Annotated in this window: 14 protein-coding genes; 7 read left to right on the top strand and 7 right to left on the bottom strand. The window is 49.8% G+C overall.

What is annotated here, in order from left to right; all coding sequences use genetic code 11:
* Nucleotides 1-50: 50 nt before the first annotated feature.
* The gene (locus H6570_17960; GenBank protein ID MCB9321174.1) at nucleotides 51-2,846 is read left to right on the top strand and encodes an outer membrane beta-barrel protein; all 2,796 of its coding nucleotides are present in this window, start codon (nucleotides 51-53) and stop codon (nucleotides 2,844-2,846) included.
* Here the strand turns inward: H6570_17960 and H6570_17955 are convergent.
* The gene (locus H6570_17955) at nucleotides 2,843-4,162 is read right to left on the bottom strand and encodes an MATE family efflux transporter (GenBank protein ID MCB9321173.1); all 1,320 of its coding nucleotides are present in this window, start codon (nucleotides 4,160-4,162) and stop codon (nucleotides 2,843-2,845) included. The genes H6570_17960 and H6570_17955 overlap by 4 nt on opposite strands.
* Nucleotides 4,163-4,378: 216 nt before the next feature.
* Here H6570_17955 and H6570_17950 point away from each other — a divergent pair, with 216 nt between their 5' ends.
* The 4 genes from H6570_17950 to truA all read left to right on the top strand — a co-directional run bounded on the left by H6570_17950 (nucleotide 4,379) and on the right by truA (nucleotide 9,352).
* Nucleotides 4,379-7,084, top strand: a complete 2,706-nt coding sequence (locus tag H6570_17950) for a D-alanine--D-alanine ligase (GenBank protein MCB9321172.1) — start codon at nucleotides 4,379-4,381, stop codon at nucleotides 7,082-7,084.
* On the top strand, nucleotides 7,056-7,928 hold the full coding sequence (locus H6570_17945; protein MCB9321171.1) for a PASTA domain-containing protein: 873 nt from the start codon (nucleotides 7,056-7,058) through the stop codon (nucleotides 7,926-7,928). The genes H6570_17950 and H6570_17945 overlap by 29 nt, the downstream gene beginning before the upstream one ends.
* Before the next feature lie 188 nt (nucleotides 7,929-8,116).
* Nucleotides 8,117-8,494, top strand: coding sequence for a DoxX family membrane protein (locus H6570_17940; GenBank protein MCB9321170.1), 378 nt, complete (start codon nucleotides 8,117-8,119; stop codon nucleotides 8,492-8,494).
* Nucleotides 8,495-8,593: 99 nt separating this feature from the next.
* Nucleotides 8,594-9,352 (top strand): tRNA pseudouridine(38-40) synthase TruA, encoded by a 759-nt coding sequence (gene truA / locus H6570_17935; protein MCB9321169.1) that lies wholly within the window; start codon nucleotides 8,594-8,596, stop codon nucleotides 9,350-9,352.
* A gap of 5 nt (nucleotides 9,353-9,357) precedes the next feature.
* Here truA and H6570_17930 read toward each other — a convergent pair whose 3' ends face one another.
* Together H6570_17930 and H6570_17925 are read right to left on the bottom strand one after the other, a co-directional pair.
* A complete protein-coding gene (locus H6570_17930; protein ID MCB9321168.1) occupies nucleotides 9,358-10,659 on the bottom strand; it encodes a serine hydroxymethyltransferase in 1,302 nt (433 codons plus the stop codon).
* An 84-nt stretch (nucleotides 10,660-10,743) separates the two neighbouring features.
* Nucleotides 10,744-11,925, bottom strand: coding sequence for an HD domain-containing protein (locus tag H6570_17925; protein ID MCB9321167.1), 1,182 nt, complete (start codon nucleotides 11,923-11,925; stop codon nucleotides 10,744-10,746).
* 84 nt (nucleotides 11,926-12,009) lie between these two features.
* Here H6570_17925 and H6570_17920 point away from each other — a divergent pair, with 84 nt between their 5' ends.
* Nucleotides 12,010-13,566 carry a PglZ domain-containing protein gene (locus H6570_17920; GenBank protein ID MCB9321166.1) on the top strand — a complete coding sequence of 519 codons (1,557 nt, stop codon included), beginning with the start codon at nucleotides 12,010-12,012 and terminating at the stop codon, nucleotides 13,564-13,566.
* A 79-nt stretch (nucleotides 13,567-13,645) separates the two neighbouring features.
* Here the strand turns inward: H6570_17920 and H6570_17915 are convergent, their stop codons facing one another.
* Genes H6570_17915 through H6570_17900 form a run of 4 tightly spaced genes read right to left on the bottom strand, consistent with a single transcriptional unit; the run spans nucleotide 13,646 to nucleotide 16,623 of the window.
* Nucleotides 13,646-14,050 carry a hypothetical protein gene (locus H6570_17915; protein ID MCB9321165.1) on the bottom strand — a complete coding sequence of 135 codons (405 nt, stop codon included), beginning with the start codon at nucleotides 14,048-14,050 and terminating at the stop codon, nucleotides 13,646-13,648.
* A gap of 56 nt (nucleotides 14,051-14,106) precedes the next feature.
* Nucleotides 14,107-15,309, bottom strand: a complete 1,203-nt coding sequence (locus H6570_17910; GenBank protein MCB9321164.1) for a gliding motility-associated C-terminal domain-containing protein — start codon at nucleotides 15,307-15,309, stop codon at nucleotides 14,107-14,109.
* An 11-nt stretch (nucleotides 15,310-15,320) separates the two neighbouring features.
* On the bottom strand, nucleotides 15,321-15,638 hold the full coding sequence (locus H6570_17905) for a YbaB/EbfC family nucleoid-associated protein (GenBank protein ID MCB9321163.1): 318 nt from the start codon (nucleotides 15,636-15,638) through the stop codon (nucleotides 15,321-15,323).
* A gap of 46 nt (nucleotides 15,639-15,684) precedes the next feature.
* Entirely contained in the window at nucleotides 15,685-16,623 is a 939-nt protein-coding gene (locus H6570_17900; GenBank protein ID MCB9321162.1) for a calcium/sodium antiporter, read from the bottom strand.
* 217 nt (nucleotides 16,624-16,840) lie between these two features.
* Here H6570_17900 and tatC point away from each other — a divergent pair, with 217 nt between their 5' ends.
* The gene (gene tatC / locus H6570_17895; protein MCB9321161.1) at nucleotides 16,841-17,668 is read left to right on the top strand and encodes a twin-arginine translocase subunit TatC; all 828 of its coding nucleotides are present in this window, start codon (nucleotides 16,841-16,843) and stop codon (nucleotides 17,666-17,668) included.
* Nucleotides 17,669-17,679 lie beyond the last annotated feature (11 nt).

The following is a 17,679-nucleotide window of genomic DNA, read 5'->3' as shown; positions in this document are numbered from 1 at the left end:
AACTTTTGCCCATGATTTATGTCTACCTTTTAATTCGCAACCACAACATTATGAATGGTAAAACTTTACATTGGTTCATTCCAATGCTGCTGATGTTCGCCTCGGGCTTCACCTTGAATCACCTTCAAGCCCAAACCGTACGTTTATCCGGGTCGGTCATTGACAGTCTTACCTCCGAACCGCTGATCGGTGCCCATGTCGTCCTGCGCAACCGGACTGATTCGTTATCAACGGTGACCGAAGCCGATGGAAGTTTTGTGCTCCAGGTGAAGCCAGGCTTTTACCGCATTGCTGTTTCTTACCTCGGTTACGGAGTGCTGCGGCAGCCCGTACGGGTTCAGGAAACCATGACTTTGCCCGCTTTGAAAATGCAACAGGAAGCTGAAATGCTCGATCAGATCGAAGTGACCGACCGGGCGGTAAGAGCGACCCAAAAAGGCGACACGACCGCTTTCCGCGCCAATGCGTACAAGACCAACAGCGACGCCAGCACGGAAGAACTGGTACGTAAAATGCCGGGCATCACCGTCCAGAACGGCGAGGTGCAGGCCCAGGGAGAGAAAGTGCAGAAGGTCCTGGTTGACGGCCGGGAGTTTTTTGGCAATGATGCCAATGCAGCCCTGCGAAATTTGCCTGCCGAGGTTGTGGATCAGATTCAGGTTTTTGATGACAAGACCGAACAAGCGAAATTTTCAGGGGTAGATGATGGCGAAACCATCAAGACGATCAATATCGTGACCCGCTCCGATAAACGCAATGGACAGTTTGGACGCCTCTATGCCGGCTACGGGGACCAGGAGAAATACCAGGCCGGCGGGCAGGTTAACTTCTTCAATAAGAATCGCCGCATTTCCATCCTGGGCATGTCCAATAACATCAACATCCAAAACTTCAGCAGCGAAGACATCATCGGATTTACCGGATCTTCCGGCGGACGCGGCCGTGGTCGCGATGGCGATAGTTTTATCGTGGGCCAGCAAAACGGCATCACCACCACCCATGCTCTCGGTCTGAATTATTCGGATAAATGGGGAGAAAAAATTGAAGTGACCGCCAGTTATTTCGTCAACTCCAACGACAACCTGGCCCTCCAATCCCAGCAACGCGATTATGCCAGCATCGGGGAGACAAACCAGATCTACGACGAGAACAGCCGGCAGGATCGTCTGGGCACCAATCACCGCTTCAACATGCGCATGGAATATAAGATCAATGATAAAACCTCAATACTGTGGCGTCCGCGCCTGAGTTACCAGACACAGAATGAGACGGAAGCCTCTCAGGGTTTTAATTCCACCGCGCTGGCGATCAACAACAGTACCGACCTGCTCAATACCAATATCAACCATGGCCTGAATCTGGATAACAGCATCCTGCTGCGGAGACGCCTGGAAAAACCGGGCCGGACCTTCTCCGTGGAATTGAAGAATAATTACAACAACCGCAATGGCGACGAGACCCGCTATGCCCTGAATAATTTTTATTCCCCGCAAGAATATGCCGATACGCTGGATCAGGTCACCGATCTCTACATCCACGGTTGGGAGGTAGGCACTGAAGTTGATTATACAGAGCCCCTGGGCAAAAAGGGAAGCCTGCAGGTGGAGTACGAATATTCCTACAACTGGGATGATGCTGATCAGCGGACCTTTGACGTGCTGAATGACCAGGGTCAATTAAGCAGCCCGATTGCTTCGCTGTCCAGCACCCTGACCAATAATATCTCCTCGCATGAAATAGGCCTGCGCTACCGGCTGCGTGGAGAAAAGACCAATTTAACGCTGGGCAACAGTCTGCAAACCATCCAGATGGATGCCGACCAGGTCTATCCGGAACCCTTTGCATTCAAGAAAAACTTTGTCAACTGGCTGCCAAATGTCTTCCTTCGGATACAGCAGACCAAGCAAAACTATTTCTTTATGGGTTACCGCACTTTTGTGCGCACACCGACTGCCAACCAGCTCCAGGAAGTGGTTGATAACTCCAATCCGCTGCTGGTCAGCATAGGAAACAGTGCATTAAATCCCTATTACTCCCATCGAATCTTCTTGCGTTATTCCAATACCCAGGTCGAAAAATCCACCGTTTTTTATGCCCTTCTCAATGCCAATTTCAGCAAAAACTACATCGCCCGCAGTACACAGTTTATTACCCGGGACACCATCGTCGGTGGTCAGTATGCACTCTCTCCGGGTACCCAGCTTTCCCAATCGGTGAATCTCAACGGATATATGAACCTGAATGGATTTGTCACTTACGGATTACCGGTGGATTTCCTGAAATCGAATCTGAATTTTAATGTAGGCGGCGATTATCTGCGCCAACCGGGACTGATCAATGGCATTAAGAATTATTCTAATACGTATTCATCTAAAATAGGACTGGTGCTGGCCTCCAACATCAGTGAAAAAATTGACTTCACCCTGGCGTCCACCTCAAGCCTGAACTGGGTACGCAACACTTCCCAGATATCACTGGACAACCGGTATCTGAATCAGATCAACCAGGCCGGTATGGTTTGGACCTTCTTACCGGGATGGGTCTTCCGCCAGGATGTGACCAACCAGCTGTACCGGGGTCTGGGAGGAGAATTTGACATCAACTTCTGGCTCTGGAATATGAGCCTGGGTAAGAAATTCCTTAAGAACAACCGGGGAGAGCTTAAACTCAGCGTTTTTGACCTGCTCGGACAAAACAACAGCATCAGCAGAACCATCACCGAAACCTATATCCAGGATCTGCAAACAAATGTCCTGCAACGGTATTTTCTGCTGAGCTTCGTATACACCTTACGCAGCTTCGGCACCCCTCCTGCAGAACCGGAACGGAGAGACTGGAGGCATTAATCGGGAATTTTGGCCAACCGGCCACCCTGCCGGAAATACACCATGGTCTGAAAGGCGCCGCGGGCAACCATAAACAACAGGAAAGCCAGCCAAAGGCCCCAGGCAAATTGCTTAAGCCACAGCTGATGCAGCAGTAAGAAGAAGGACAGGGCCAGCAACATGGTGTCCCGCATAGCCCGCGAGGCTGTGAGTCCGATGAAAATGCCATCCCAGATATAGCTGGCAAAACTAAGCAAAGGCAGTGCAGCCATCCACAGGAGCCATTCCCGCCCGGCTGCCAGCACCTCCACCTGATCCGTATAGATCCGGAAGATCAGCGGTCCGGCCAATCCATACAAGAGTGCAAACCCCAGTGCGATGATCCCGCCCCAAAGAAATGAAAGCCAGATCACCCGCGGCAATGTATTGCTATCCTTCGCTCCATAGTACTTGCCTACCAGGCTCTCTGCCGCAAAAGCAAAACCGTCCACTGCATACGAAAGCCAGTTCAGCAGCTGCAGTAAAATAACATTGACCGCTAACAATACAGGATCCAGATGAGCCGACTGCGCATAGAAATAGGCAAAGGCAAACGTCAGGCAGACGGTCCGGATAAATAAATTCCCGTTGATGCGTAAAAATCCGGAAAAGGCCGGCCAGTGGATCAGGTCCCTGAATCGAAATCGCAGGTGCTCCGATCCGTATTTAGTGACCAGCAAGGCTACCGCCAGGGTCACACCCAGGTACTGGGCGAGCAAGGTGCCCCAGGCTACCCCTCTTATAGCCCATCCGCTGTAGTGAACCAGTGAATAGCTCAATACCATATTGAGCAGGTTGATCACGATCGTGATGATCAGAGGATACATGGCATTCTGCATTCCGAAATACCAGCCCAGCAACGCATAAATAACCAGGGTCGCAGGAGCAGCCCAGATCCGGATACCAAAATACTGACTGACCAGATTGACCTGCTCCTGCGGCACCTGCAATCCCAGCAGTCCGGCCTTCAGCAGACCATTCTGAAATACCACCACCAGCAGTGCCAGCGTCAGAGCAATCATCAACGACCTTCCGAGAACCATGCTCATAGCCTGACTGTCCCGGGAGCCAAAGGCCTGAGCAGTCATTCCGGTCGTTCCCATGCGCAGGAAACCAAAATTCCAGTAGATGAAATTAAAGAGCATCGACGCCAGACCGACTGCTCCGATGTGGGCTGCGGAGAGCCTGCCCATCAGCGCCGTATCCACGGTTGACAATAATGGGACGGATATGTTGCTGATAATATTGGGTATCGCCAGACGCAATATTTCCCGGTTGATGGAAGCCTCGTTTGCCATACTTTTTACTCCTTACTCCTGATTTGCCGTTCCTTGATGGTGCGCTCCACCGACCCGGGACCGCGCATCGTCCTGACGGGTAATAATCCCGCTACAGCTAAACTTATCAACTTAATCACACATATGTTACCTTTGTGCAATAGAAAGTCCTGCCGGAGGGTTAATATTGCAAACATCCAAAATCCTCCGGAGCCGATTTTAGCTGAGAATCATTATATGATACGCATTGGAATATTATTTGGCGGACCTTCCCGAGAACGGGAGATAGCCTTTGCCGGAGGACGTACGGTCTACGACAATCTCAACAAGTCCATCTTCGAGCCCGTGCCTATATTCATTGATTCCTGGCGTAACTGGATCCTGCTGGACTGGACCTACATTTACAAAGGCAGTATCCGCGATTTCTATCCTCCCATTGCCGAACTACCACCTTCTCCCCACAGATTCCAGATTTACAGTGAAAGTCTGGGGGAGCCCGCTTCTGTGGATTGGGATCGCGTCATACAGCGAGTAGGCCGTCGAATCCGTCCTGCAGAAACAAAGGAACTGATCGACTTCGCTTTTCTGGCGCTGCATGGCGAGTACGGAGAAGACGGGCAAATCCAGGGCTTGCTGGAATCCCTGGAGATCCCTTACAGTGGTAGCGGTGTGCGTGCCTGTGCCATCGGAATGGACAAGGTATTTCAAAAACATCTGATGCAGCAGGGGGGCTTCAATGTAAAGCCTTTCTTTGCCATCCAGCACGACCACTGGCACTACGGCAGTCATTACGGCTGGTTTCAGCAAGCATTGCATAAAATAGGTTTCCCGCTGGTTGTTCGCCCGGCCAATCAGGGTAGCTCCATCGGGGTTTCCATCGTACAGGAGAACGACCTCGATCTGTTTCGTACCGCGGTAGACCGCGCCTTTTTCCGTCTGACCATCACCCAGGAAGAATGGGAACCCCTGAATGAAGAGGAAAGGGTACGCTTTATCCAGGACCTCTCGGACATCCGCAGTGGCCTGGGTTATCCGCTGAAGATTAAAGATATCTGGATCCACCATCCGGAAGATTTGTTGAAAACCCTCAATGACCAGCTCGGGAAAGAAGGTACCCGCCTGGTAAACCTCGAATCCTACTGGTCCGAGCAGGAGGTCGTCATCGAAGAGTTTATTTCCGGCAGAGAGTTTTCCTGCATCGTCATCCGCAACGAAGACGGTTCTCCGGTAGCACTGCCTCCTACCGAGATCATCAAGGGATCCGAAGTATTCGATTACCGCTCAAAATATTTACCGGGCCTTTCCCGTAAAGAAACGCCCATCGACCTTCCTGCGGATACCATCCAGACCATCCGGGAGCACTGCGAGTCGCTCTATCGCTATTTTCAGTTCAATACCTATGCCCGGATCGATGGATTTATTGAATCCGACGGGACCATATTGCTGAATGACCCCAATACGACTTCGGGAATGCTTCCCTCCAGTTTCTTTTTCCACCAGGCAGCCGAGATCGGGATGAACCCTTCCCAGTTTCTGACCTACATCATCCGTGCATCACTGGCCGAACGGTTAAGCCACAGCCTGCACCCGCCGGCATTCCAAAAATGGCTACCCCGGTTGGATGAGGCGATCCTGGATTTGCGCAAGGATGTCAATCACAAAAAGAAGATAGCGGTCATCTTCGGAGGTTACTCTTTCGAAAGGCACATCTCGGTGGAGAGCGGAAGAAATGTATTCGAAAAATTGTCCAGTTCCGACAAATACGAGCCGACGCCTGTCTTTCTGATGGGCAATGAGGAGCAACATACCCTGTATCAAATTCCCATCAATTTACTTCTCAAGGACAATGCGGACGATATCCGTGAGCGAATCGAGGAATACCTTACAGCGCCGGAATCCTGGCATCACCCGGTCATCGACCAGATCCGGGAGGCCTGCGGAGGATTGATTGATACGTATACCAGTGAGCACACGGTCTTTGTCCCACGTCCGCTTACCTATGAACAACTGGCCCGGGAATTTGATGCCGCTTTCATTGCACTTCACGGAAGACCCGGAGAGGATGGCACCGTTCAGCGGAATCTGGACGGCTATCATGTCCCATACAATGGGTCCGGATACGACTCCTCCCAGATCACCATCAACAAATACGAGACCCTGGAACGGCTGCGTCAGGCCGGCTTCAAAACAGCCGATCAGAAACTGGTCGCCCGGGAAGCATGGTTGGGGGATGCCGCTAAGGCAGAAGAAGAACTGATCGAACAATTCGGATTTCCGATGGTTATCAAGCCGGTTGATGACGGGTGCAGTTCAGCAGTCAAAGTCATCCGGGATCAGACACAACTGACACATTACCTGCGCATGCTTTTCCGGGATGAAGAAAACCTGGATCTGGAAAGTGCCCGGGTCCTCAAGCTTAAGCCCAAAGAAGAATTTCCACGCAAAACCCAGGCTCTGGTCGAAACCCTGATCGGCCCGGAAGGCGCAGCCCACTTTATGGAGATCACCGGAGGGATGCTCACCCATTACCAGCCGGAAGGGATCCAGTTCGAAGTATTCGAGCCATCCGAAGCCCTCTCCGGAGGAGAGGTTCTTTCCCTGGAAGAAAAATTTCTGGCCGGTGAAGGTCAGAACATCACCCCGGCCCGGTTTGCTCCCGACCAGGAACATTATGACCGTATTGCCCGTCAGGTAAAAAGTGACCTGGAGCGTGCGGCCCGCATACTGGGTGTGGAAGGTTATGCCCGCATCGACGCTTTTGTCCGCATATTCCCTGACGATCGCGTCGAAACAATCATCATTGAAGTCAATTCATTGCCCGGCATGACACCCGCAACCTGCATCTTTCATCAAAGTGCACTGAACGGGTACAAGCCCTATGAATTCATCGATCAAATTTTAGAGTACGCATTCCATGGCCAAAAAGTTGCAACCATCCGATAACACTTCAAGCAGTTTCCAGTCCTACTGGGCTATTATGACCAGCCGCTCTTGCCTGAAGCAATTGGGTCTGATCGTGGCATTTCTATTGGCCATGCTCCTGCTGGTATTCGGATGGCTTAAGATCTATACCCGCCACGGACAAAAACTGGAATTACCCGACTATACGGAGATGAGCCTTCTGGACGCAGAAAAGGATGCCAAACACCGTGACTTTGAAATTGTCGTTTCCGATTCCGTCCACATCGTAGAAAAACCGGGGGGTATTATTCTTCAGCAAAACCCGGCACCCCATTCTCTGGTGAAGAAAGACCGCAAAGTCTATGTGACCGTCACCAAATACAAACCCGATAAAATCAATCTGGAAGACCTGGGTAAGCTCTACGGCAATGCCTTTAACTCCATTCAGGATATGCTGAAAGGATACCACATCCAGGCCAGGATCCGTGACTATCGCTATGATCCCTTTGGTGAGAATATCATCCTGGAAGTGTGGTACAATGGCCAGGTGATCGTCAACAAAGAAGGGGTCAGAGCCAATACCCAGATCGACAAAGGAGGCACCCTGGAATTCATCCTCAGTAAATCCAACGACGCGGTTGTCAAAACACCCAAACTGGTCTGTCTGACCTATGCCGAATCGATTTTCATCACCAAAGGTTACCAGCTGGCCCTGAAAATGGATAAGGAATACGAGTACGCACCAGAAGACCTGGACAATGCCTATGTGTATAAGCAGTATCCCAGTCCCGATAGCCGGATCCTGATGGGCGATACGGTCATTGTGTACCTGACTACCATCAAGCCTGCCGATTGTGATGAGGGCTTCATCCAGGATCAGCAATAACGTAGCGCGAAGAATAAATAATCGGAGATGCTGAACGTCCGGTTCGGTGTGCGGACAGACACTTAGCGTGTGGGCACACAACCAGATACCCGCATCGATTTATCAGGTCCGGGGCATTTCTTAGACCTCTGCATTAGAGATTCCGCGACTTTTCGATTAAATTTAGTTGCATCTCAAATTTATTGGTCATGGCAGGTATCATCGGATTGGGTAAATACCTTTTCATCATTCCTATGCTGGTGTTCGGGATACTGAATATTATGAATGCCAAAGAAATGGCAACCATGGCCCCTGTTGGAGGCGAGTTGATGATTTACGTGACAGGTATTGCTCTGATCGCTGCTTCGCTCAGTGTGATCATTGGAAAATTCGACAGGCTGGCCTGTGTCCTCCTTGCACTTCTGTTGATCACCATTGCCCTCACCATACATCTTCCCAACCTGCTGAATGCGGATGATCCGGCCATTCAGGCTGCATCAATGGATAGTTTTCTCAAGGACATTGGTCTTACCGGCGGGGCACTGATGGCGTCCAAGCTGGCCAGAGATGATGCGGTCACCGGGTAAGGTTTCAAGAAGGATAACTGAATTTATGGGTATTAAAGCAGCATAAATTCTCCACAATCAACCGATTTTCTCCGAAATTTGTAACAGAACCGATGCGTTTTGCGCTATTTCCTTGAAATATCTTACAATGGTCACGCCTATGTGGGCTGGCAGCGGCAACCTAACGGGGTATCGATCCAGGAGGTCCTGGAAGACACGATTGCCCTCATTATGCAGGAACCGGTTCAGATCACAGGTTGCGGCAGAACCGACAGCGGCGTACATGCCAGGCGTTATATTGGCCATCTGGACCTCCAGGGACTGCTGCCAACACGATTGGTTCAGCGTCTGAATCGCATGCTGCCGCACGATATTGTTATTCACGACCTATTTGAAGTGGCGGCTGAGGCACATGCCCGATTTGACGCTACCTGTCGCAGTTATCGCTATTATATCTCACTGGGAAAAGATCCATTCAGCCCTAATATGGCCTGGCATTATCCGCACACCCATCTGGTCAACCAGGACCTGATGCAGGAGGCTGCCACCCTGCTGCTCGATTTTCATGACTATGCCCCTTTCTGTAAATCCAATCATGATGCCGAGACCACGCTGTGCGATCTGTCAGCTTCATCCTGGACAATTGATAATGAGCGTTGGGTGTACCATGTTGAGGCAAACCGCTTTTTGCGGGGAATGGTACGCCTGATCGTTGGCATGTGCCTGGAAGTAGGCCAGGGTAAATTACCTCTGGATGAGGTAGTCGCCAGCTTCGATGAAAAACGGCAGGTGAGCAGAGCATGGAGTGTTCCTCCCGATGGATTGTATCTGGATCGCATCGACTATCCCCATCGTGCTTCCTGGAAGCCAGTAAACTGACGTTCTCAGGCGTTAACGCTGATCTTCAGATCCGGATAAAGGGGAAAGCCCTCCATGAAGTCTTTAACGTCGCCGCGAATGCCCGCGAGCTTCGATTCATCCTCCGGATTCATTACGACCTCGTCGATCCAATCTACGAGACGGGCACAGGCTGCTTCATCCAGCCCCCGGGTAGTAACAGCAGCAGAACCGATACGAATGCCAGAGGTGATGAATGGACTCTCGGTATCAAACGGAACCATGTTTTTATTCACGGTAATGCCTGCCAAACCCAGGGCTTCTTCAATTTGTTTTCCCGTCACTCCTTTGTTACGCAGGTCGATCAGCATCAGGTGATTATCTGTTCCACCTGAGATGATCTGATATCCTTTATTCAGAAATTCCTGGGCCATACGCTGAGCATTGCGGATCACGTGGCCAGCGTAGGTGCGAAACTCAGGCTGCAATGCTTCACCGAATGCGACGGCCTTGGCTGCAATGACATGTTCCAGCGGACCACCCTGCATACCGGGAAATACGCCGGAGTTCAGGATGGCATTCATTTTTATGGGCTTCCCTTTGGCGGTTGTCCTTCCCCACGGGTTATCAAAATTTTCGCCCATCAGGATCAGGCCACCACGGGGACCACGCAGCGTTTTATGCGTGGTCGTGCTTACAATATGGCAATGAGGCATCGGGTCATTGAGCAACCTGGCGGCAATCAGCCCTGCCGGGTGGGCGATGTCTGCCAGAAGCAGGGCACCAACCTCATCAGCAATGGACCGGAAGGCAGCGTAATCCCAGTCACGGGCATAAGCTGAGGCGCCGCAGACGATCAGTTTAGGCTGTTCCTTAATTGCTATTTCCCGCACTTTGTTCATATCAATGCGGCCGGTGGCTTTATCCACACCATAAAAAACGGGGCGATAGACTTTGCCGCTGTAATTCACTGGCGAGCCATGAGAAAGATGACCTCCATGCGCTAAATCAAATCCCAGGATGGTATCGCCGGGTTGCAGCAAAGCAAGGAATACAGCTGCATTGGCCTGGGCCCCGGAATGGGGCTGGACATTGGCATAGGCAGCACCAAATAGCTCCTTGGCACGTTCGATGGCGATGTCTTCGATCTGGTCCACCACCTCACAGCCTCCGTAATAGCGCTTCCCGGGATATCCCTCGGCATATTTATTGGTCAGGCAGGTTCCCATGGCCTGCATCACCTGAACGCTGGTAAAGTTTTCGGATGCGATGAGTTCTATGCCTTCCTGCTGGCGCAGCAACTCCTGGTTGATCAGATTGAAGATGGTTGAATCCACAAGTTTTGGTATTTGATCGGCAAAAATAGTCCTGGCCTTTGAATTAACCAATGAATGGCTGCACAAATACCAGCACCAGTCGGCACAATGAACCGGTCAAAAGCGCGGGTGACATACATAATACTTGGTCAATTCGTGGGGCGTATGACTAAACCCCGCGACTTTGGAGAATGTTTCTGTTTCACCCGACTTTTTAAGGATCAGGATCTCATCGTCTCCTTCGCGGTACAGGGTATTCGTTTCAGAACCTGCAATCACCAGTTTAACAAAGCGGTCACCACCAAGATGGCGGCTGATTTCCTGCTTTAATGTTTGAAGTGAATCCGGATCTATGGAGTCAAAACTGGTAATGACCTTGAAGAGCTTACGTTCCAGCAGTCCCTTTGCCAGATAGCTCAGCAGAGGGTCATTTTGCTTGTGTGCCGTTTTCTTCAGAAGGCCTACAATGTCGTAGTCATCAAAGGAGGTGAAATTTTCCATGAAGGTGGCGTTATCCATTTGATCCTGGAAAATCAACGGATTAAAATCTCCGCACCAATGGTGCATCTCCTGGCTTGACCGTGCTTCCGTAATGAACAATCGCAACATCTGTTCTGCCGCGATCACAGTCTTGTGCAGATACACCTGCCAGTACATGATCTTTCGTGCGATCAGGAATTTTTCAATGCTGTAGATGCCTTTTTCTTCCACGACGAGCTTATCATCCCGCACATCCAGCATCTTGATGATGCGATCATAGCCGATGATACCCTCGGCTACTCCGGTAAAATAACTGTCGCGGTTGAGATAATCCATCCGATCCATGTCCAGCTGGCCTGAAACCAACTGATGTAAAAATCGGTTAGGATATTGACCGGTGAATATCCGGATGGCCAGATCCAGGGCACCGTTGTATTGTCCGTTCAGATGGTGAAAGATGCGGAGGGAGATATCCTCGTGGGACTGATTGGTAAAAATGCCTTCCAGAGCATGGGAGAATGGAGCGTGTCCGATGTCGTGCAGCAGGATCGCAATGCAAACAGCTTCTGCCTCATCGTGACTGATGGAAACACCTTTCTGGCGTAATACTTGTATGGCTTGCTGCATCAGATGGGTGGCACCCAGCGCATGATGAAAACGAGTGTGCAGTGCTCCGGGATAGACGTAATCGGAGAGGCCACACTGTTTGATCCGGCGCAATCGCTGGAATAATGGTTCTTCGATCAGATCGTAAAGCAGGTCGTATTCAAAGGAAATAAATCCGTAGACCGGATCATTGAAAATTTTGCGTTTATACATGAAGAGATATACTACTGCGAAAATACAGTTCGTTTGTTAAAAGCACCTAATTTTAAACTCCCGATAACCGGTTAAACCGTTCCAATGAGTTCTAACATCAAGATTTTATGGGCTGACGACGAGATCGATATGCTCAAACCCCAATTGTTATTCCTGGAAAATAAGGGCTACGATGTCATCACCGTCACCAATGGTTACGATGCTTTAGAGACATTGCAGGGCCAGAATGACATTGATGTCGTCTTCCTGGACGAATCCATGCCTGGCCTGTCCGGATTGGAAACGCTTACCCAGTTTAAAACCCTCAACCCGCTGCTTCCGGTGGTCATGATTACCAAAAATGAAGCGGAAAATATCATGGAAGAAGCAATCGGTTCGCAGATCGATGATTATCTGATCAAGCCGGTCAATCCCAACCAGATCCTCCTGACCCTGAAGAAGATCATAGACAACAAACGGCTGGTACGGGAAAAAACAGCCCTGGAATACCAGCAGGAGTTTCGCCAGATCCTCATGCAGATCAACAGCGGCCCCAACTTCCAGGAATGGGTGGATATCTACCGCAACATCATCCGCTGGGAAATCAAACTGGATTCTTCCTCTTCCACAGAAATGCTGGATATCCTGACCATGCAGAAAAAGGAAGCGAACAGTGAGTTCTCCAAGTACGTCATTCGTCAGTATGAGAATTGGATGTCCGGACAGAGCGAAGCACCGGTCTTTTCCCATCAGCTCATGCGACAGAAAGTATGGCCTTATCTGAAAGACATTCCCACTTTCTTTCTGCTAATGGATAATCTTCGTTACGACCAATGGAAGATGATCGAGCCCATCGTATCCGAATTGTACCGTGTCGAGGAAGAAGACTATTTCTATTCCATTCTTCCGACTGCAACCCAGTACAGCCGGAATGGGATTTTTGCCGGCATGACGCCTTACGACATTTCTAAAAATTATCCCCAGTACTGGCTGAACGACAATGAGGAAGGCGGAAAAAACCAGTATGAAAAAGAACTGCTGGGCGAACAGATCAAGCGGCTGATCCGCAAACCGATCCGCTACGATTACATGAAGATCACCAACCTGAACGATGGCAAATACCTGCAGGATAACATCCTGGACTTTATGCACAACGACGTGACGGCCATCGTCTACAACTTCATCGATATGCTATCTCATGCGCGCACGGAGATGGAAGTGCTGAAGGAACTGGCCGCCGATGAGAAAGCTTACCGCAGCCTGACCCGTTCGTGGTTTATCCATTCTCCGTTATGGGAGGCTCTGCAAAAACTGGCTGAAAAGGATGTGCAGCTCTTTATCACAACCGATCACGGAACCATGCGGGTCAAGACTCCGGCACGGGTTGTCGGAGACCGCGAAACGACCACCAACCTGCGTTATAAAGTGGGTAAAAACCTCCAGTATGACCGCAAAGATGTCCTGGAGCTGCGTGATCCGCGTTCCGGTGGCCTGCCCAGCCCCAATGTAAGCTCGACCTTCATTTTTGCAAAAGAAGACATCTATTTCCTCTATCCCAATAATTACAATTATTACAACAATTATTACCGGGATACCTTCCAGCACGGCGGTATCAGCCTGGAGGAAATGGTCTGTCCGGTGATCCGTCTAAGAAGCAAGTGAGAACTTGTTGGAGCGCGATTCCTGGTTAAATTTTCATCTGAGAACAAACTGGTCTGTTGTTCGCCGGGCACTTGGCCTTTCAGGCCTTTTTTTGCCAATTCCAGGCTTGCCACACGATCAGGGCGGTGATCATGCTTTCGGTAAATGCAAGAAAAACATAAAATGCGTACCATGCAGATAGGGATGTGATACCAATCAAAAGCATGATGATCGTAAAAAATGTTCCCCAGATCATATTCAGGAATCTGCTGATTGACGGTTTCAGAAAGATGGATACCAAAATCATCAATGCCGGGATGGTCAACAAAACCGTCGCAACGAATAATTTTAAGGGAGTATCCAATAAATTGACCCCATTTACCAGTCCTTCCACCTTTTGGGGCACATAAAGCTCAAAATAGTCTCCATACAAGTAGCAAAACATGACCGCTGTCCATAAGGCGGCAAGCTTCACCCGGATATTAACTGGAAAGTTTTCGTACATCCTCTGTCAACAAATATTGATTTTTGAATAACAGCCTGTCTTAATTCCCCGATTAGTTAACGGATCAGGGCCACCCCACCCGACTTACTTAACTGTTGACCGGAGCACCGGTAATCGATGCGATAGACGTACATTCCCGGATTAAGCACCTGGCCGTGGTAGTATCCGTTCCACCCTTCGTAGGCATTGGTCGTGGAGAATAACTTTTCACCCAATCCGCTGTACACGGAAAATTCGATCAGCTCATCAAAAACATAAGGATTCGATATCTTGAATTCATCGTTGAGGCCGTCGCCATTCGGAGTGAATGCATTGGGTATGGCCAGATTGTTGCAATCGAGCCCGCTGGGATCCACCACGGTGATGGTCAGGGAGTCGCGGGTCAGGCATCCGCTATTCTGAAATGAGATGAAATACTGTGTGGTCTGCGGCGGTGTTATGGAAGTATTTCCATCGGAAGGATTGGCCACATTGGCAAAGGGACTCCAGCTAACGGAAGTAGCACAACTCGGCGATATCACAGTCTGCACCGATGCTCCCAGCAGGATGGTCGTGTCATTGGTCAGCAACTGATCCGGCCGTACATACAGCTCCACGGCTTCCCGCAGGGGTAAGGCACGCCTGTAAATGCGGAGGTCGTCGATGAATCCATGATAGCGAACGAGCTTACCGCCCAGGCAGGGGCTATTGGCTATTTCAAACAATCCGTCATTCACGATGAGAATGGGTTGTGAATTCCGCTGTTCAAATTTCAGTTCGCCGTTGATGTAGAGCCGTACGATCTTATCCTCTTTGACAAAGATGATGTGTTGCCAGCATGCTTCCGGTTCGATCTTACCTACCAGCGTGGTGTGGCGATTGTTATTCTGGATAAATTCTACCGCTACATCACCAGTGATTCCATTGTAGGTTATGGCCAGCAGGCTGTCCAAACCGCACTGGTCCCGGTAGGAAAACAAATCGTAGGTATTGGTTGTAGGTTCAGGACGGAAATAAAAGGAGAGGGTAACATCTCCGGTAAAGACCGATTGGAGGTTGCCGTCAAACTGCAGGTAATCATCCACGCCGTTGAGATAGAGGGACTGCCCGAAGACACCGCATTCACAGCGGGGGTTTCCGAATACCTCTCCGGTAAGATTACCCTGTTCATCCTGCGCATCACAGCCGTCGAAGGTGAGATGGGCAAATAATCCTTCCGTCGTCTGGGCAAAACTGAAAGTCGTCCAACTGAAAAGGAATACGATGGTTAAAAAACGCATCCGAAAAATGTTTATTTAAACAATGAAGACAAACCGCCCAATCCGCCGGGCAAGAGTTGCTGCATTTGTGTTTGCATGGCATTGGATTCTTCAATCTGAACTTTGTCCATTGCTTCATTCAGCAGGGTCACCAGGATATCTTCCACATATTCCACGCCATTTTCTTCCAGGGCAGATTCCGAGATGGAAACGTTGCGAATCTCCCTTGCAGCGTTCATCTCGATGGAGATGGCGCCATCTGCGGATTGGACGGTAACCGGAATTTTTCGCAGGTTCTCTTTCATCTGTTTCTGCTGTTCTTCCAGGTTACCAAATAACTGATCAATCATTTCAAATGGTGTTTAAGTCAACAATATTTATCAGAGACCGGCACATTTAGCTATGCAAACTCTGGTCCACAAGCTGTGCGACGTATACGGTGTAAAGCAATAACATCAGCCAGCCTTCCCATCTGGAGATCCGTTTTGAGATGCACACCAACACAAAGAGGAAGGTCACTGCAATCATAAACGGTAGGCTCCAGGATACCATATTTTTCGATATCTCCAGACTGCCGAACAGCCTGGGTATTCCAATAACTGCAAAAGAGTTAAAAATATTTGATCCGATGACATTTCCTACGGCGATAGCTGCTTTTCCCTTTCTGGCTGCATTCACACTCACTACCACCTCAGGAAGCGAAGTACCCAGGGCTACCAGGGTCAGGGCGATAACCTCAGGATCGATGCCGGCATAAGTTGAAATCTCACTGATGGACAATATGGTGTAGTCTGCACCAAAATAAACCAGAGCAGCCCCAACCACCAACAGGCCAAAGGTTTGTATGGAAACCGATTCACGCTTTCTCTTTTCTTTGGGACTGGCCTGAAATGAACTCATCAGGAATACAAACAATCCTCCCAGGAGCAGAATAGCCTCCAGGTAAGTTACCTGGTAATCGTAGGCAACGAAATACAGGATCAGACTGGACCCAAACAACATGGGCATGTCGATGTCCATCACATCGTGATCCAGGATGATCTCACGTCCCAGGATGACCGTCAAAGCCAGGACCAGCAGGATATTGGTAATGTTCGACCCCACCACATTACCGGCTACGATGCCCGAAACGCCGTCAAATACGGCTTTGATCGAGGTCGCCAGTTCCGGTAGCGAGGTACCGAATGCAACGATGGTCACTCCGATGATAAATGGAGAAATACCGGCTGCAAGGCCGATCTTTTCCGCTGCAGAGATAAACCAATCGGAAGCTTTCAGCAAGACAAACAAGCTGACCGCAAATAAGATAATATATCCAGTGATTCCAAGCTCCATAGGTAACGGGCGCCCTGAGGCAGCACAAATATAACAATGGAGAGGGGTATTCGGTTGGAATACCTGCCAGCCGGATTGCTGCTCTGCTCCGGACTCTCTTGTCCGGCTGAACCATGACATCATCCGGCATCCGCCGATACCTATCTAATGACTGTGATCAAATTTCACACATCTCATTGCCGAATACTATCTTAGTGCCCTAATATGAATTTGGTCTATGGCAAAGCCTAATGCGGAACATGAAATGTCTTTTCTGGAGCACCTGGAGGAATTGCGCTGGCATATCCTTCGTGCCCTGGGAGGTACTGCCCTTATTGCCGTTGTGCTGCTTTTCTCCAAGAAATTTGTATTTGACACCCTGATTTTCGGGCCTGCACACCAGGATTTCATCACTTACAAATTCTTGTGTAAAATCAAAATTTGCCTGTCTCCTCCCACACCGCACATTTATACGCGTCAGATGGGTGAGGAGTTTGTTACCCACCTCAAAGTGTCTTTTCTACTGGGACTGATTGTAGCCTTTCCATATGTCTTCTGGGAGATCTGGCAATTTATCAAACCGGGTTTGTATCCAAAGGAACAAAAAGCCGCCCGGGGAATCGTAGCCATATGTTCCGGCCTCTTTATGCTGGGTGTAATGTTTGGCTACTTCATCATCGGACCCTTTGCCATCACCTTCCTGCTGAACTACTCGATAAGCAACATGGTTGCCGGATTTGACGTTACGCTGAGTTCCTGGATCAATTATATGGTGATGTTCACCCTGCCCACCGGACTGGTATTTGAATTGCCCATCATCATGTATTTCCTCTCTAAAGCAGGCCTGGTCTATCCGGACTCGCTGAAGAAGTTCCGAAAACACGCCATCGTGGCCATCCTGATCGTTGCCGCCATTGTAACGCCTCCGGACGTTATGACCCAGATCCTTATTTCGATACCGCTGTATGCCCTTTACGAGGTGAGCATCATCATCTCTGCCCGGGTGGACAAGAATCGAAAGAAAGCCGAACTGGCTGAAGAGGCCGAGAGTGCAGTGTCCGATTGATCCGGATCAAA

This window comes from Lewinellaceae bacterium, assembly GCA_020636135.1.
Taxonomy (GTDB): domain Bacteria; phylum Bacteroidota; class Bacteroidia; order Chitinophagales; family Saprospiraceae; genus JAGQXC01.
Note: the sequence above shows the minus strand (reverse complement) of the source record. Positions and strands in the feature narration are given on the sequence as shown.

Coding starts and splice junctions, on each gene's coding strand:
- H6570_17960 (MCB9321174.1), top strand. CDS start 51: ATGAATGGTAAAACTTTACATTGGTTCATTCCAATGCTGCTGATGTTC.
- H6570_17955 (MCB9321173.1), bottom strand. CDS start 4,162: ATGGCAAACGAGGCTTCCATCAACCGGGAAATATTGCGTCTGGCGATA.
- H6570_17950 (MCB9321172.1), top strand. CDS start 4,379: ATGATACGCATTGGAATATTATTTGGCGGACCTTCCCGAGAACGGGAG.
- H6570_17945 (MCB9321171.1), top strand. CDS start 7,056: ATGGCCAAAAAGTTGCAACCATCCGATAACACTTCAAGCAGTTTCCAG.
- H6570_17940 (MCB9321170.1), top strand. CDS start 8,117: ATGGCAGGTATCATCGGATTGGGTAAATACCTTTTCATCATTCCTATG.
- H6570_17925 (MCB9321167.1), bottom strand. CDS start 11,925: ATGTATAAACGCAAAATTTTCAATGATCCGGTCTACGGATTTATTTCC.
- H6570_17920 (MCB9321166.1), top strand. CDS start 12,010: ATGAGTTCTAACATCAAGATTTTATGGGCTGACGACGAGATCGATATG.
- H6570_17915 (MCB9321165.1), bottom strand. CDS start 14,050: ATGTACGAAAACTTTCCAGTTAATATCCGGGTGAAGCTTGCCGCCTTA.
- H6570_17910 (MCB9321164.1), bottom strand. CDS start 15,309: ATGCGTTTTTTAACCATCGTATTCCTTTTCAGTTGGACGACTTTCAGT.
- H6570_17905 (MCB9321163.1), bottom strand. CDS start 15,638: ATGATTGATCAGTTATTTGGTAACCTGGAAGAACAGCAGAAACAGATG.
- H6570_17900 (MCB9321162.1), bottom strand. CDS start 16,623: ATGGAGCTTGGAATCACTGGATATATTATCTTATTTGCGGTCAGCTTG.
- tatC (MCB9321161.1), top strand. CDS start 16,841: ATGGCAAAGCCTAATGCGGAACATGAAATGTCTTTTCTGGAGCACCTG.